Source organism: uncultured Methanobrevibacter sp. (assembly GCF_902764455.1).
Taxonomy (GTDB): Archaea; Methanobacteriota; Methanobacteria; order Methanobacteriales; family Methanobacteriaceae; genus Methanocatella.
This window is the reverse complement of the sequence record NZ_CACWVY010000009.1, coordinates 22087-39011: the sequence shown is the minus strand read 5'-3', so window position 1 is coordinate 39011 and position 16925 is coordinate 22087. Positions and strand designations below refer to the sequence as shown.

The 16925-nt window shown below is 32.8% G+C and carries 8 protein-coding genes; 2 read left to right on the top strand and 6 right to left on the bottom strand.

All coding sequences use genetic code 11. From position 1 onward, the window contains the following. Positions 1 to 15 precede the first annotated feature (15 nt). On the bottom strand, positions 16 to 2871 hold the full coding sequence (locus tag QZU75_RS03345) for a hypothetical protein (RefSeq protein WP_296881537.1): 2856 nt from the start codon (positions 2869 to 2871) through the stop codon (positions 16 to 18). Positions 2872 to 3376: 505 nt separating this feature from the next. Between QZU75_RS03345 and QZU75_RS03340 the strand changes: the two genes are divergently transcribed. Both QZU75_RS03340 and QZU75_RS03335 read left to right on the top strand, forming a co-directional pair. Beyond that, positions 3377 to 4504: an MFS transporter gene (locus tag QZU75_RS03340; protein ID WP_296881536.1), complete on the top strand. Its 1128-nt coding sequence runs from the start codon at positions 3377 to 3379 to the stop codon at positions 4502 to 4504. A 511-nt stretch (positions 4505 to 5015) separates the two neighbouring features. Continuing rightward, on the top strand, positions 5016 to 8942 hold the full coding sequence (locus QZU75_RS03335; RefSeq protein WP_296881535.1) for an SAP domain-containing protein: 3927 nt from the start codon (positions 5016 to 5018) through the stop codon (positions 8940 to 8942). Between the two features lie 326 nt (positions 8943 to 9268). Here QZU75_RS03335 and QZU75_RS03330 read toward each other — a convergent pair whose 3' ends face one another. The 5 genes from QZU75_RS03330 to QZU75_RS03310 all read right to left on the bottom strand — a co-directional run bounded on the left by QZU75_RS03330 (position 9269) and on the right by QZU75_RS03310 (position 16575). Next, positions 9269 to 10690, bottom strand: a complete 1422-nt coding sequence (locus tag QZU75_RS03330) for an MFS transporter (protein WP_394350229.1) — start codon at positions 10688 to 10690, stop codon at positions 9269 to 9271. A 96-nt stretch (positions 10691 to 10786) separates the two neighbouring features. Next, positions 10787 to 10939 (bottom strand): hypothetical protein, encoded by a 153-nt coding sequence (locus QZU75_RS03325; RefSeq protein ID WP_296881533.1) that lies wholly within the window; start codon positions 10937 to 10939, stop codon positions 10787 to 10789. A gap of 112 nt (positions 10940 to 11051) precedes the next feature. Further along, complete coding sequence (locus QZU75_RS03320) at positions 11052 to 12458, bottom strand: DUF2142 domain-containing protein (RefSeq protein WP_296881553.1); 1407 nt, start codon at positions 12456 to 12458, stop codon at positions 11052 to 11054. Positions 12459 to 12653: 195 nt separating this feature from the next. Then, the gene (locus tag QZU75_RS03315) at positions 12654 to 14258 is read right to left on the bottom strand and encodes a DUF2142 domain-containing protein (RefSeq protein WP_296881532.1); all 1605 of its coding nucleotides are present in this window, start codon (positions 14256 to 14258) and stop codon (positions 12654 to 12656) included. Between the two features lie 331 nt (positions 14259 to 14589). After that, the gene (locus tag QZU75_RS03310; RefSeq protein ID WP_296881531.1) at positions 14590 to 16575 is read right to left on the bottom strand and encodes a phage holin family protein; all 1986 of its coding nucleotides are present in this window, start codon (positions 16573 to 16575) and stop codon (positions 14590 to 14592) included. Positions 16576 to 16925 lie beyond the last annotated feature (350 nt).

The following is a 16925-nucleotide window of genomic DNA, read 5'->3' as shown; positions in this document are numbered from 1 at the left end:
TAGATGTTAATACATCTACTTGACGGTTAGTTTTGCTTTTATTTTTTTTTCTTTGTAATATTTGCTGCCATTATATTTTATAACTGCAGTAAATTTACCTTTTTTTGTCAACTTGGTAATTTTAAAGATTGCTTTACCATAGCTATTGGTTGTTGCATGGTATGTTTTACCATTAACCTTTAATATGATTTTTGTTTTTTTCATTGCTTTGTTTTTGTTGGTTTTTAAAATTACCTGATATTTTTTGGTTTTAATGGTTCTTTTAAATGACTTTGTCTTTGCAGTCAGTTTTGGAGTTGCCTTTTTAACAGTGATTTTAACAGATTTTGTTGATTTGATATGATTTGTATCTCCTGCAAATGTGATTATTGCAGTGTATGATGTTTTTGGAGCCAAAACATTTGTTGTCAGTTTGGCATTCCCGTTTTTATCTGTTGTTACTGTTTTTGTACTTTTGATTTTAACTGATATTTTTGCACCCTTAATCGGAGTTGAAAATTCATCTTTTAAGGTCATATAAAGATATTTTCCTCCATTATAAACTGTTGTCAGCCCTGAAGCGGTGATTTTTGTTGAGAGTTTATTAATCTTTAAAGTAATATTGGATGTGACATCAAATTCTGTTGCATTAATGACTGCAAAATATGACCCTGCATCCAATCTAGACATCCAGTGATCACCGCTCAAGATATGCTCTGATAGAATTAAAACATCATTTTCATATACCTTGATTTGAATATCGCTGTCAGTTATCTTAAATCCGCTTTTAGCTGTAAGGTTAAATGTCACTTTATCATCTGAAATATAAACGGAAGTGAAATCAGAAACATTTAAGTCAGGTTTGAGAACATCGGTGTCAACAAGAGTATCACAATCAGTTTTGAAAATACAACTGTCTGCCAATCCATCAACAATGGCACCGCCCTCTGGTGCACAATTATTTTTGAAAATGCAGTTGACAGCTGACAATTCACAGCCGGCACCTCCCCAGCTGGAGGCATAGTTTGTCTCAAAAATACACTTTATGGCAGAACCTATATTAATGGCACCACCGTACATTGCCGTATTGTTTTTAAAAGTACAGTTTAAAGCAGAAATTCCATTCATAGCTCCGCCGCAGGCATCTGCCACATTATCAGTGAAGATGCAGTTTTTAGCATAACCGTTGGATATAGCACCTCCACTTGAAGATGCATAGTTTGAGGTGAAAGTACAGTTTATAGCACTGCCAGAATATAGAGCTCCACCATAGCTTGCATGATTATTTTTGAATGTGCAGTTTATTGATGTGGTGTTTCCCCAAACTGCACCGCCGTCACCAAATACATTGGAATTTATAAAAACAATGTCTCTGAATACAACATTACTTGATAGAACCTTAAAAATACGGACAGAATTTTCGCCGTCCAAAGTAAATCCGTTGCCGTAAATAGTTAAATTATGGTCTATGGCAATTCCATCTTTAAAACGGGCATCTGTTATGAAATAGTAATTGTAACTTTTATTCAGATAGATAACTGATTCATTAGTGCTGATTAAATCATATAAATCAGAAAATGAACTTAAACTTTGGCTGTCAAAAAATGTGACATTGATGGTATCATTGACTGTATTGTTGGTGAATTTGGAATCTGTTGAAACCTTGGCGTTGGAGACGGCCCCGCCAATATCTGCAACATTATGGTTGAATGTTGAGTTGACTGCTATGATTTTAGACATTGCACCTCCATTGGCTGCACAGTTATATTCAAACAAACAATCTGCCACAGAGGAATCATAAACTGCTCCTCCCTCTTTTCTTGCACGATTATTTGTAAAATTAGAACTGAAAACAATACCTCCGAAGATTGCTCCACCATTTTCAGAGGCACAGTTTGCATAAAACTGACAGCATGATGCATTGATTTTATAGCCTGCCCCACCATTTGTGGCAGAATTGTTTTTGAAAATGCAGTTAATAGATGTTTTACCATCAGCATAAATTGCTCCACCTTCATTTGCATTATTATTGATGAATATGCAGTCTTTGGTGGAACTTCCATATATGGCACCGCCCCATTCTTCAGCACAGTTGGAAGTGAAGGTACAATTTACAACAATGGCTTTTGCTCCATAGATTGCACCTCCGTTAAATGCAGAATTATTTTTAAAACTGCAGTTCTCAAATGAACTGCTTGATACATATACTGCACCGCCATTAACTTCAGCCCAATTGTCTTTAAAGCTACAGTTGATATACTTTCCGTAAGCGGAAGCGCCACCAACTGATGCATGATTCTCATTGAAACTGCTGTTTATACAGGTACACCCGTGAGTTGCAGCTCCCCAATTAGCCGAATTGTTTGTGAATATACACTTTATTGCTGTAGTTTCACCATAGATGGCTCCACCGTCATTTGCATGATTATTCCTAAAAATACAATCTATTACTGTTGCTTTTCCTTTAATTGCCCCACCTTCATATATATTCTTTCCATTGACAAAAACTATGTCTTTAAAAACAACGCTACCTATATTGTCATACACAAGAAAGATACGGGCAATGCCTCCGCCGTCAATTGTTGAACCGTTACCGTAAATGGTCATTGCACGCTTTATATAGATTCCATTTTTTAAACCTGAATCTGTATCATTGTTGAATGTATAATTGTCATCTAGATAGATTTCAGAACTTGTGGTATTATTTATCTTTGTATATAAATCCGAAAATGTTTTAGAATCTTTTAAAATGGAATTGGTATATTCAACACACTCTAAATCATTTGGATTTTCCATAATTTCAGTTGTATTGTCAGCCGCACATGACGTGGAAATGGCTAAAAGAAAAACAACACCTATTGCTAAAATCATCACTTTTTGATTAAAAATCATTTCACCTCCTTACAATAATTCATATTATGTCGTGATTTAATATATTTGTTTTCAAAAATAATTTAAAAGATAAATATTTTTTACATATTCTGAAAAACTTTGAATGATTGAATAATATTATACGAAAAGATGATGTTGATGATTGTGGAATTTAAATAAAAATCTAAAAAAGTTTTTTTTAGTAAAATCGGTTTTTTCTTGTTTTTAACATTAATTTGTATTAATTTCATGTATTTTGTTGTTTTTTTTGGGTATGAGTTCATATTGTATATAATTTTAACTTGTTGATATTGTGAGTAATTTTTGTTCGGGGTGTGTCTTTTTTCAGTCCATTTGTTTACATCAATGGTTTTCAAAAGTAAATGTCAGTGACATTTTGGAATTGTGTTATTCCAGTTCTTTTATAGTCAGTCAAGATTTTGAATAGTTTTTTATATAATTATTATGTAATATAATATTATAATCCATTGAAAGATATTTAACGTAAAATGGGAATGTTAGGGACATGTCTAAGAAAGTTACTCTCAGTTTGTTTTTGATGGCTTTTTCACTGTCAACATTTTTAAGTATTGCAGGTATAATTCCATTGATTGCAGAATATTTCAGCGTTCCGATAACTATGGCCAGTCTGTTCGTTGCATTGTTTGCGCTGATATTAAGTGTTACAGGTTTATTCTTGCCGTCCTATTTTTCCAAATATGAAAGAAAGAGATTTTTCATAATTTCTTTATTGGTTTTCATATTAAGCAGTTTCCTCCAGATTTTTATTGATAATTTTTATCTTGCCTTGTTAATCAGGTTGATTCCCGCATTCTTCTATTCATCGGCAATCAGTATTGCCTTAACTGTAATGGGCGAATTGAATCCTGATAGTGTTAACAAGATTGTTTTAGGTGTGTCTGCAGGATCCATATTGGGATTGTCAATATCCACACAGGTCGGTGTGACATTCGGATATCCTTTTGTAAATGTATGGCTTTTTATGGTTAATGTTTTGGCATTGGTTGGAATTTGGCTGCTGCTTCCTGAAATGGAAGGTCACCCAAGCAATCCCATTGAAAACTTCAGTTTTGCAAAGGAAAAACGTTTTTTAGTATCCCTGCTTTTCACTATATTTATAGGTGTTGCAATAAGTATGATTTACAATTATTTTTCCACTGTATTGGCAGTTCTCACCAAGGTTCCCGTTGACTCAATATCAACATTTTTATTCGCCAACGGTATAGCGGCCGTTTGTGGAACAAGTCTTTTTGGATATTTCATTAATAAATGGAACAATCTTCCAATTGCAATTTATCCGATTGTTTTTGCAGTTGTTGTTATATTTTTAGGTCTTGGAATCGAGGTGCCTGGATATACATTCGTATTATTGATTATTTTTGGACTTTTGGATGGTTCAATGCATACGATTTCTCAATACTGGCTGAGCTCATCAATAAGGGAAGCACCTGAGTTTGCAAATGGAGCATACTTGTTTATCAACAACATGAACAGAGCAGTCGGAATTTTCATCGGGGGAATCTTTGTTGATGCAGGATCTGGGCTTTTGCTTCTTATCACTTCAGTGGTATGTTTCATTTTGGCATGTCCGACAGCAGTATACAGAATTAGGAATTTTCCAAATTTAAGATAAATTTTCTGATTGAAACAAAAGCATTTTTAAAAGATAAATGGGAAATATTTTAACAAAATATGTATTGCTGGATAAATATGAGCATATGTTGGATTTTTGATGATTGTAGTTTTAAGATAAAAATAATTGTGTTCTTGACTTCGCAATTCAATTCCCACTGTGAGTGAATATTGCAGGTATATAATATAAATTTTATTAAATTGTACAATAATTTTTATATTTTTTTAATTTTTTATTTTTTTTATTAATTATATTTTTCAATGTTATAATTATGGAAATTTTGTATATTATTCTGTTCAATTTTGATATTTTTTTTAATTTTTTCCGACTAAATTATAATTGAATTTTTTTTTTTAAAAAAATTTTCAATAATTTAAATAAATATATTAATTTTATAATATTTTGTTTATTTTAAGAATTATAAATTAAATAATGTTTAAATTATATCAACAAATTTAAATATTATACAAATAAAATTATTTATTATAGGCTCGTTTATGGAAATGATATTATGACTAAAAAGAAAAAAAATTTAAATGTTGAATCTGAGGAAGATTCAAATTTTGAAGTATTAACTGCCAAGGAAGTATCTAATAAATACACCGTTGCAGAATTAAGAGTCATCTTAAAAGAAAACGGTCTAAGTACTTCAGGTAAAAAGAAAGATCTCGTTGAAAGAGTTTTACCTATATTGAATGATGATTTCGGTGAAGCATCCAATGAAGAAAGTGAAGTTGAAAAAGTAGATTTATCTCCTCAAGTTGCTGAAGACCCTGTAACTTCTGCACTTAGCGGCTTTGGGATTAATTATGATGAGTTAGCTATTAAGGACAAAATCTCCGAGGGAGGGGATACCAGCTTAAATATTGAAGGTTTTACCCAAAACGGTTTGAGCATGTCTGATTCCACTATGTCAATTGTAGCTGCTTCAGATTCTTCAAATGTTGATTTAAAAATGAATATTCCTGAAGTTTCCTATACTGACTTTGAAAGTACTGTATTTACATTTAAAGGTCTTGATTTATCTATTCTGCCAAGTTCAGTTTCAAAAAGTCTTGAACTTTCAGCACTTTTGAATAGTTTGGAGGTAATAACTGAAAGAGATTACATAAATTTAAAAGACCTTGATTTCATATTCAAAGCTTTCCCTGATGAAAACGGTATAACTTTAGATGTTAAAATAAGCAACTTTTTATATCCTAACTTTAATAATGGAACTTTCAACTTTGAGAATCTTGACTTCAATATGGCAATAGGAGCGGACGAACAAAAACTAAATATATCCATAAACTTACCTTCATTAAATCTCATAAGCAAAGACTATAAGGTAAGCGTATCTGATTTAAATCTGAATATTGCACTTGCCGATTTAAATTTATCCGATCTTGAGTTATCTGTATCCATGGCTGATTTCAAGTACACAAACTTTGATGATGTTCATGTTAATATGGATAATGTAAATGTGTGTCTTGACCCTATTGTAGATGCAAGTAGTTTTGATGTAGTTATTGGTATGGATAGTTTTGATTTTGTTGGTGTAACTTTCGATGAATTGTTCCCAATGTTAAATATTGATTGTGTTAACTTTAAAAATACTACTGATGATGGTGAATTCCCTGTTAATATGGTTGGTCATATATCTCCTTTAGATGTTTATCAAATGGATTTATTAGCCCTTGCTGCTCTTTTAAGTTCAGGATTTGATATTGATACTTACACTAGGAATATGTCTAGCTTTTATAAAGGTTCCTTCGTCGATGCTGATGACATGTCTAGTGCAGGCATATCAGATTTAGCCTCTGGTATAGCAGGCATATTTGAGAACTTTGATTATTCAAGTTTAGACTCAATTGTGCTTGATTTATCAGGATTGATTGATTCCGCAGGCATTGATTTAGCCGAGTTTGGTATTGACCTGTCCGATTATGATGTGTCTGCAATCAGCGTGCCGGAAATTGTTGATGCATTGAATAATTCCGTGTTTAGCATTCCTGCCATTACATCTGTTTTAAATTTATTAACTAGTGGCTTAGAAAATATTGACCTGTCCACTATAGTAATTAAAATAGACTTTGAAAACTTTGATATATCAGGTTTATTAGCTAGTCTTAATTTATCCAGCGAGGATATTTCTGCTATTTTAGACATGCTAGAAAATTCAGACCTTGACTTAGGAAAAATATTTGAAAACTTTGATTATTCAATTTTAGACACAATTGTGCTTGATTTATCAGGATTGATTGATTCATTAGGCATTGATTTGGCTGCTTTAGGTATTGACATAGAAAATCTTGATTTATCTGCAATTAGATTGTCAGAAATTATGGCTATCCTAGATACTTTTGAGTTTGATATGTCCACTATTTCCGCAGTGTTAAAATTATTAGGTATTGACGTTGATGAACTTGATTTGGAAGGTTTAATAAAAAGTTTTGATGCTGAAAACTTTGACATATCTGCTTTATTAGCAAGTCTTAATATATCCCTTGAGGATATTTCTGCTATTATTGACATGTTCAATAATTCAGACCTTGACTTTGAAAAAATATTTGAAAACTTTGATTATTCCTGTTTGGATGCAATTGAGCTTAATTTATCTGGATTGATTGATTCATTAGGCATTGATTTGGCTGCTTTAGGTATTGACCTGTCTGATTATGATGTGTCTGCAATAAAATTGTCAGAAATTATGGAAATATTTAATAATTCTGAGTTTGACATGGCTACTATTTCCGCAGTGTTAAAATTATTAGGTCTTGATGTGGAAAAACTTGATTTAGAAGGTTTAATTACCAGTTTTGATGCTGAAAACTTTGACATGTCCAGTTTATTAGCCAGTCTTAATTTAGAAAAATTGGATATTGAAGGCATTACCTCCATGTTTGAAAATTCAGACATTGATTGGGAAAGCATGTTTGAAAACTGTGATTATTCAAGTTTGGATGGAATGGTGCTTGATTTATCAGGATTGATTGATTCCGCAGGCATTGATTTAGCTGAATTTGGTATTGATGAGTCCGATTATGACTTCTCTGCAATTAGTCTGCCAGATCTTATCGGTATCTTTAATAATCCTGATTATGACATGTCCGAGTTTGACTTATCCAGTATTGACATTGGCGGACTTGATGTGTCCAGTTTAATTGCCAGTTTTGATGCTGAAAACTTTGACATATCTCCTGTATTAGCAAGTCTTAATATATCAAGCGAGGACCTTTCTGCTATTATAGAAATATTCAATAATCCGGACCTTAATTTAGATGCTGTATTTGAAAACTGTGATCATTCCTGTTTCGGTGCAATTGAACTTAATTTAAGCGGTTTAATTGATTCATTAGGTATTGATTTAGCTGATTTAGGCATTGACCTGTCTGATTATGATTTATCTGCAATCAAATTGTCAGATCTTATTGATATCCTTAATAATTGCGAGTTTGACATGTCTACCCTTGCGGCCTTGTTAAAATTAGTGGGCGTTGATGTAGATGATCTTGATTTGGAAGGTTTAATAGCCAGTTTTGATGTTGAAAACTTTGACATATCTGCTATATTAGCTGGTCTTAATTTATCCAGCGATGACCTTTCAAAGATTTTAGAAATATTCACTAATTCTGACATTGATTTAGATGCAATATTTAGAAACTTTGATTATTCCTGTTTCGGTGCAATTGTGCTTGATTTATCTGGATTGATTGATTCATTAGGCATTGATTTGGCTGCTTTAGGTATTGACCTGTCCGATTATGACGTGTCTGCAATTAGCTTATCTGACCTTATTGATATCTTCAATAATTATGAGTTTGACATGTCTACTGTTGCAGTCTTGTTAAAATTAGCAGGTCTTGAAATAGATGACCTTGATTTAGAAGGATTAATAAAAAGTATCGACTTTGAAAATATTGACATGTCTGCTTTATTAGCCAGTTTCAATATATCCCTTGATGACCTTACTGCTATTTCAGAGATGTTTGAAAATCCAGACTTTGATTTAGCTGCTATGCTTGAAAACTGTGATTATTCCTGTTTAGATGCAGTAGTGCTTGACTTATCTGAAGTGGTTGGTTCAGTGGATATTGATTTTGATAGTTTGGATATTAATTTGAAAGGTTATGACCTCTCTGAAATTAGATTGTCAGATGTTATTGACATATTACGTAATTCTGAATTTGTCATGACTGCTGCTAACGCTTTGTTAAAAGTAGGTTATATTAACTGGGATGAACTTGATATGTCCGGACTAATAGTTAGTTTTGATGTAGATGAACTTGATATGTCTGCTTTATTAACTAGTCTGGATGTAGCTGGATTTGATATTGAAGTTATTTTATCCATCTTGGATATGTATGGTTTTGATTTATCAGAATTCTTGAATCAGTTCTTAGGCATGTTTATGAAAACTGCCGCTCCTGAAATTGCAGATTCTTCTGATGATAAATAGGTATCTTGAAAGATAATATCTGTATAATTCAAGACAGTAAAGGAAAATCCAATAAGTTTAAGGAAAAATAGTAGTGGAATAATTTTCACTATTATTAATTATTTTTTTTTAAAATCAAATTTAAATTCGTTTAATTCTAATTTTATAAAAATTTTACTTTCTAATTTGTAATTCAAAATAGATTTTTACTAGTTGATACATTCAAAACAACTCTACTCATTGTATGGGTCTAATTCACCCATTATTGTTAAGGCAATACTTCTGATAAATAAAAGAATGTTGGTAATAAGTTAATGATTAAGGCAATGTAAATGAGAGATAAACTCTCATTTGTTTTCAATCTTCATATCCTTCAGCCGCAGTATCAGAACAAAAACAATTGCCATCAGTATGGCTGTTACTATCATTACGAATGCCATGGCCTCCTGAATAATGGTGTTTAGAATGTCCACTTCAACACCGTTTACAGTATCCATTTTTTCAAAGCTATCAAAAACTTCAATCTGGAATGTTTCATTATCTGAATATTCTGGGGCATAGATATCGACTGCATTAGAAATGCCTCCAAAAACTCCAAGAATTAGAATTATTCCGATAATTGCTGTACCCATTGACTCTCCTAATGATTCTCCTGTTGAAGTAACACCTGATGCATTATTTTGACTTTCATCAGGAACATTGGTTAATGAAATATCCACACTTAAACCCATTATAAAACCAAATCCTGCTCCTAATATAAACATTCCTGGTATGAACTCTAGAGGTGAGGTATCCAGTCTAAACTGATAGCTTAAAATCAGACATCCGATGATTGACATTATACTTCCTATTGCCATGATTTTCTTGTGACTCAGTTTTTCTGATAATGCCGGAGCCAGCGTTGCGAAAATAAGCAATCCAATAGTCAACGGAAGTATAGTCAAACCAGTATTGAATGCATTTAATTTCAATACGCTTTGCAGATAGAGAGAAACTGCAAACAATCCTCCCTCCATTATAAGATAGCATAATATCATTATGGCGGTACCCACACGTAAGTTTCTGTCCTTAAATAATTCAATATCAAGCAATGGCACTTTACCATTCCTTTTTCTTCTGAGTTCAAACCATGCAAAGGTTGCCAAGACAGCCATGCCCAAAATTATTACAGCTATGCTAGTATTAAAATCATGAGTAAGGGATAAAATACCAATAACTAACAAAATAAGGCCTATAAATGAAATAATAGCACCTGAAATGTCCAATTCACTTTTAGATTCAGTCGGTTCGAAATGAGGTATTCTGTTTTGCAGTACTAAAATAAGGATAACGATTATTAATTCGCATGCAAATCCGTATCTCCAACTTAAGAATGTTGTCATAACTCCTCCGAAGAGTGGGCCGATAGCAGACGCAAACGCACCCATAACACCAACGATTGCCAAAGAAATTGTACGTTTCTCACCGGAATATGTTCCACTTACTATAGAAACGGTGGCAGGTAGCATTAATGCCCCGGCAATACCTTCTATCACTGCCCATCCGATAAATAATATTTCAGCACTGGAACTTATTGCTGCAATCATTGTACCGATACCGTAAAGTACAGCACCGATTAAAAACAGTTTCTTTTTACCAACTATGTCCTGAAGCTTGGCACTGAGCAACATGAATGCAGCAGTGATGAGAGTATAAAACGACATGATTGTTTGAACGGTACTCACTTCAGTATTTAAATCAGCAACAAGTTGAGAAATACTTACATTCATGAATGTAGCATCTAAAGCTATAATAAAGGAAGCAAGGGCTACCACTATAAGTGGAATCCATGAATGTTCATTAATTGTTTTATTCATATTTGTCATCTAAATCACATTGGTTTTAACAAATGAAGGAATACTAACATTCATGAATGTAGTATCCAATGTTATAATAAATGAATCCAAACAAACAATAATTAAAGGAATCCAAGAAGGTTCCTTGATTGTTTGATTGATATAAATATGTAACTCGTTCATATATATAATGTTGGATGTTCGTTTGAGATTAAATAGTTCTCATCAAAAAAATAATAATGAAGGTTGAAATTAGAGATTAACATCCGACTCTCTAATTCCTTTGTTTTAAAAATTAATAGTATTTCGTAGCGAAAGATAAAACCATGACTGCCATGAATGCGATAATGAAAACCATCGCATACTTGTCAAGTTCATCCTTATTCCTTTCCAGTCGCCCTATCCTAAATGTTCCAATAATTGGGAACATGGCAAATAAAGGTACGAAATACCGTGTTGAAAGACCTAGATTTAACTTTCCAACACTTGCCCATGTCAAAAGCTGGATGAAGCAGGTTCCAACATATATTATCAGTACAATGAATAATGCTCCAATTTTGGTCTTTTTGTCGAATTTTATTTTTTTCGGATAGGCAAGTAACATCACAGCCAAAAACAGCAATAATGTAGCTACTATCAAGTGGTAGCTGTCTGAATAATGTGTCTTTTGGGCCGCTCCGAAGAAATTGAATGTGCCGTATAGAATCTTGGCTATGTTATATGTGAATATCTGGGTAAAGAACCTTCCAATAAATATCGGATGTGTCATGACATAGTTCATCTGTCCTGTCGGATCGAGGTACTTGAGTCTGGATCTCCAGGAATGCATAAGTGCAGGTTGTGAATATCTGCTCCATAGAACTCCGATTATTCCGACAAGGGCTATACATAAAATCATATATGGGATGATTTTTTTACCTTTTTCAAAGTTGTCGAATGGAATCAGCAGCAATAGGAATATTAATGCCAGATACGGTAACTTACAGAGGCCTAGAATCAGGCATAATGCAGAGAATATTACCACTTCCTTGACTCCAAGCGAGTTTTTCTCGGCTTTATATAAGTATAGGAAGTATGCAATGGCAAGTATTGCAAGACCAATTATCATGGAATCTATACTTAACGAAGATGCCTGATAGATTGAAATTGGTATACATGAAACGGCAAGCAAAGGCATTTTTAAAACGGGGGTCTTTTTAATAGCCAAAGATATTAATCCTGCATAAAGCATAAGATTAAGAATCCGTCCAAGCCACAGCATCCAAACTACGTTTAAATCCAATAATTTGGCAATGTCCATACCTATAGCTTGAGGAAGGTATCCGTAAAACGGATTTTGTTCGAAAGCGGAAACGATTATTGTTGGAGTATAATCAATTTTTTGCGTATCATAAGGCGTATTATACACAGTTACACCCAAGGGATCCGTTAAATAATTTACTGCTTCAATAGATACGAATCCAGCACCTTTATTATACACTGCCGCCTTATGGGATGATGATACATTGTAAGCCCTGTCAACACCTAAATCCTCTCCTGTCCAGTGAGGAATTATTATTCCTCTTGAAGTCAACTCCGCTCTTGCAAGATGTTCTGTTTCGTCACTGACATCGCAGAGTGGCACTATAAATGATGTAATAATTCCAAAGCATAGTATAATTACAAAAGCAACCTTGTACAATTCCTTATCTGAATTGTGCATGAAATAATACACTATGCAGAGAATCCCCAAAACCGCAACAAGTATTAATGTGTTAATCTCAAAATTTGGGTGCAATACATTTTTATATGTAATGGTTGAAAGACCCAAAACAATTATTAAGATCAAATAAATCAGCCAATACTTTTTTGATGAAATTAATACATCCTTAAATTCATTTAAACTCATTTTTCCCCTCTAAATCAAATAATATTTTGTTGCAAAAGCCAATATTAAAGTGGCCATAAAACCAATGATGAAAATCATTGCATATTTATCATAACTCTCCTTGAATTCATCCAGTTTTCTTATGCTGAATGGCACTATGATGGGAAGCAATGCAAACAGCGGTAAAAAGTACCTTGTACTGACTCCTATATTTGTATTTCCCACATCTGCCCATGTCAAAAGCTGAATAAAGCATGTTCCAACATATACCATTAGCAGTATCAGAAGCGAACCTAATCTTGCCTTCGAATTGAACTTGGATTTATTTGGATAGAACAGTAATGTGAATGCCAGAAATATCCATAGGAATACTGTAATGAGTGTATAATGGTCTGAATAATGATATGCGCTGCCTGCTGCAAAGAAATTGAACAGACCATTTACTGTAATGCCTAAAGTTTGTGTGAAAATCAACCTTAAAAAGTTTAAAATGGCAAGTGGATTGTTTATCAGATATTCTGCCTGCAATGCAGGGTTCATATAATTAAGTTTTGATCTCCATGAATGCATCAAAGCAGGTTCGGAATATGTGCTCCACAATACTCCTGCAAAGGCAACAATCAAAATGCCCAAAAGCATGTACCTTAAGATATTCTTATCTTTGAAGTTCTCCTTAGGAACCAGCAATATCAAAAACACGAATGCGAGATAAGGCAACTTGCAAAGACCTAAAAGCAATGAAAGTCCGCAAAATAGCGCAACATGTTTGGTATCAAGAGATTGTGGACTTGCCTTATACAGATATAGGAAATATGCTATTGTAAGTATGCCCAAACCGATTACCATTGAATCTATACTTACTGAAGCGGCCTGATAAATCGAAAGAGGTATGCAGGCAACGGCCAAAAGCGGAATTTTTAACACAGGTGCCTTTTTAATAGCCAAAGAAATTAAAAATGCATAAGAAATTAAATTGAATATCCTGCCAAGCCAAAGCATCCAAATTACATTCATATCAAAAAGTTTGGCTAAAAAAACACCAATTGCTTGAGGAAGGTATCCGTAAAACGGATTTTGCTCAAAGGCGGATCCGTCAAGTATTGTTGAATTGGAAATCTTGTCTGTATCTCCGGGCGTGTCAAAAACAGTATTTTCCCGGTTGTTTAGGAAAAACATATGGCTTTCCGATGTCCTGAAACCCACATCCTTATTAAGTGCGGTGCTGTACTTTCCTTCAGAAGTATGGTTGTACAATCTGTTGAGATTGTTTGGACCGCTCTCCCAATGGGGGAATATCACTCCCTGAGACGTGATTTCTGCTCGTGTAAGATGCTCCAATTCATCGCTGACATCTACAATAGGCACAATTAATGAAGACATCATTCCAAAACAAAGTATGATTACAAATGCAACCTTATACAGTTCATTTTCAGAGTCATGCATGAAATAATAAACAATGCAGATTATACCCAATACTGCAACGATTAAAAATGTGGTTATAACAAACTCTGGCTTCACGAAGTTCTTTGCTGAAAGTGTAGACAAGCAGGTAATAGCAATGAATATTAAATAGATTAACCAATACCTTTTGGATTTTATAAAAATCTGACTAATACTCTCCAAAGTTATTTCCATATCTTTATTTTTCTAGAAGATATTATATAAATTTTTTTTAAAAAATTCAGTAAATAGTATTAAATTAATATTTATACCTGTAAATGTGAAAACAATATTTATTCAGTATTTAAATTTTTATTGTCATTTTTGAACTTCTTCTTATAAATTGAGTAGGGGATTCTTAGGATAATATGTTAATGTATATGCTTTTATAGTGATATTCATAAAATTAGATTTAAAAAAAACTTTTATGTGGGTTATAATAATATTTACAATAATTGAATTAAAAAAATAATAATAAAGTGTAAAACATGATATGTAATAAGTCCATAATCATGAACAAGATAAATCACTTATCAGTTTCACCACTTTTTTTAATATTGCCTAAATTTGTTTTCAGTATTCTGTAGATGTTTTCAGCACCTACAATTTCTTCATCGGGAAGATTCCATTCTGAAGGATATAAAATAAATGGTTCGGATTGGCTTCCTCCAACTCCTCCATGGCTTCCAACCAGCTCTTCAAAGGCACAAACCTCATCATTTTCAGCATCATAAAAGCTGTTGACCAAAATGTCAGGTGTGTATTTAAATGAACTGTTTCTTTTTAAATGTTGAACAATATTGTTTCCAAATCCTTTGAGTGGATTTTCTCCTTCAATTTCATCAGTATCCAGGTAGTATGTTCCGTTTTTACCTATTGCCATGTCTCCTTTTTGTGATGAACGGACTAAAACAAATCCTATGTATTCATTATCTATGATTTTATTAATCATATCTGGAAACTTTTCGTTGATTTCTTCATATGTTAGTCTGTGGCCCCATTGGGTTAGATAAATCATAGCCAGATTTCCAGAGGCAAGAACAACGATTTCAGATTCTAATAACTTTTGTTCTTTATACGCTTTTCTTTTGTTTTTAAAGTATTTGATTTTATCTGAAAATGGAATGTATACCTCCGCAAAATGGTCTTCGTTTGAAGACATTTCCGCATACATGTTAATGTCTTGAGGAATCAGCGATTTGATAAAGTCTTCAAATGATTGTCCGTATCTCTGTTTGAATGTTGCACCATTAGTCTGACCATGATCTGATTGAATTACGAATTGATATTCTCTTGGAGAATATTTGTTTCCATTAAACAAACGTTTTATCTGTTTATCCATTCCTTTAAGGGCAAACCATGCATCTTCATCTCTAACTCCGGAATGGTGTGCAATTTCATCATAACCCAGATATGTGGAATATGCAACATCTATATCTCCAATCATCATGTCCCCAATTAATGTTTCGGTGTTGATTTCTCTCATGAATACATTTGTTCCGGCTCTTGTTGGAATATATGCGATTCCTCGTGAAATTCTTGGTCTGATGTTTAATATTTTGTGTTTCAATTGGGAATATATTTCATGAATCATATCTTCAATGAGCAACACGACTATACGTGCGAAATTGTTGGGATTTGAAAAAATGGAATACCATGCGTTGTTATATAGTTTTTTCATATCTGTTATTTTACTGAAAGTGAAGATTACATTGTCTGTATCCCCTGAAAATAGATTGGATCTGCTCGCTCCATTTTCAACAAGCAATCCATTTCCATCAGATATTCTTTCTTCAAGTATTTTGACTTTTGTAACTCCTGAACATTGCATTATTTGATTGTCATTTTCTTTTTCAACCCATCTAAAAGCTGTGATATCTTCATTATTTCCATGCAGGATTCCTGCCTGACTGGCTCCTGTCTGTGAAGACAAATCTGTTTCCCATTTTTTAAGGGTATGGGTTTTATTATCCAGCATTGACTTGACGGTTGGCATATAACCCTTTTTGATAGCTTCACATAAAACGTCATATGCAAGCCCGTCGATTTCCACGATTATAAGTCCGGGATAATCTTTAATATCTCCTTTTCTTTTCCTTTGTGCTTCCCTTAAAACAGATTGATAATATTCATCATCCTTAATTGCAAATATGGTTGATAGAATAATGGAAATTAATGATATTATTAATGGTGTTAAAATTATCCATATTCCCTCTATGTGTAAACCGAAATATGGTCCGAAAAATGCAATTAGCCCTCCATTTAAAGCGAGAGCTGCTATTCCGAAAGTCCAAACAAAAAAGGGCATTAATAACTTTGTTAGAAGTGGCCATAATATCGCATTAATAATAGAAATGAAGAATATGAATATGATAACATTATTCAAGTTGGTTAATTTAAAATCCAATCCAAAGTTAATCAAATACAATCCTATTAAATTTGCAATGAATAGTATCAAATACCTTTTAAGCGATAGTCCTGGTGTTTTTTTAAGCTCGTCAATATCTCTCATATTTTAACCTATTCTATTTTTTTTATAAATCTCCAAATTTTCAAAAAATTTATCTATTAATCTGATTCCTTTGGAAATATTAATAAATGCAATTGACTTTTCCACAAATCCCGAATAATCGGGCATGAGATTTTTTGTAGTGTCTATGATGTTTTTTTATGAATTCATCATGTTCATAAAGTAAACTTTGATTATATTATATTTAGTTCATATGAATAATTTTGGAAAATTTATTGCCCTATAATATATTTATTAATATACTATTTAATAATATTATTGAAATTATGAACTGATTATAATTAAATGTAGCATGAATATTAAATTTTCCAGTGTTGTCGTTTAAGTATTGT

What these genes read in the sequence shown, in the direction of transcription:
- QZU75_RS03345 (WP_296881537.1), bottom strand. Translation starts at nt 2,871, where the DNA reads ATGATTTTTAATCAAAAAGTGATGATTTTAGCAATAGGTGTTGTTTTT.
- QZU75_RS03340 (WP_296881536.1), top strand. Translation starts at nt 3,377, where the DNA reads ATGTCTAAGAAAGTTACTCTCAGTTTGTTTTTGATGGCTTTTTCACTG.
- QZU75_RS03335 (WP_296881535.1), top strand. Translation starts at nt 5,016, where the DNA reads ATGACTAAAAAGAAAAAAAATTTAAATGTTGAATCTGAGGAAGATTCA.
- QZU75_RS03330 (WP_394350229.1), bottom strand. Translation starts at nt 10,690, where the DNA reads ATGAATGTAAGTATTTCTCAACTTGTTGCTGATTTAAATACTGAAGTG.
- QZU75_RS03325 (WP_296881533.1), bottom strand. Translation starts at nt 10,939, where the DNA reads ATGAACGAGTTACATATTTATATCAATCAAACAATCAAGGAACCTTCT.
- QZU75_RS03320 (WP_296881553.1), bottom strand. Translation starts at nt 12,458, where the DNA reads ATGCACAATTCAGATAAGGAATTGTACAAGGTTGCTTTTGTAATTATA.
- QZU75_RS03315 (WP_296881532.1), bottom strand. Translation starts at nt 14,258, where the DNA reads ATGGAAATAACTTTGGAGAGTATTAGTCAGATTTTTATAAAATCCAAA.
- QZU75_RS03310 (WP_296881531.1), bottom strand. Translation starts at nt 16,575, where the DNA reads ATGAGAGATATTGACGAGCTTAAAAAAACACCAGGACTATCGCTTAAA.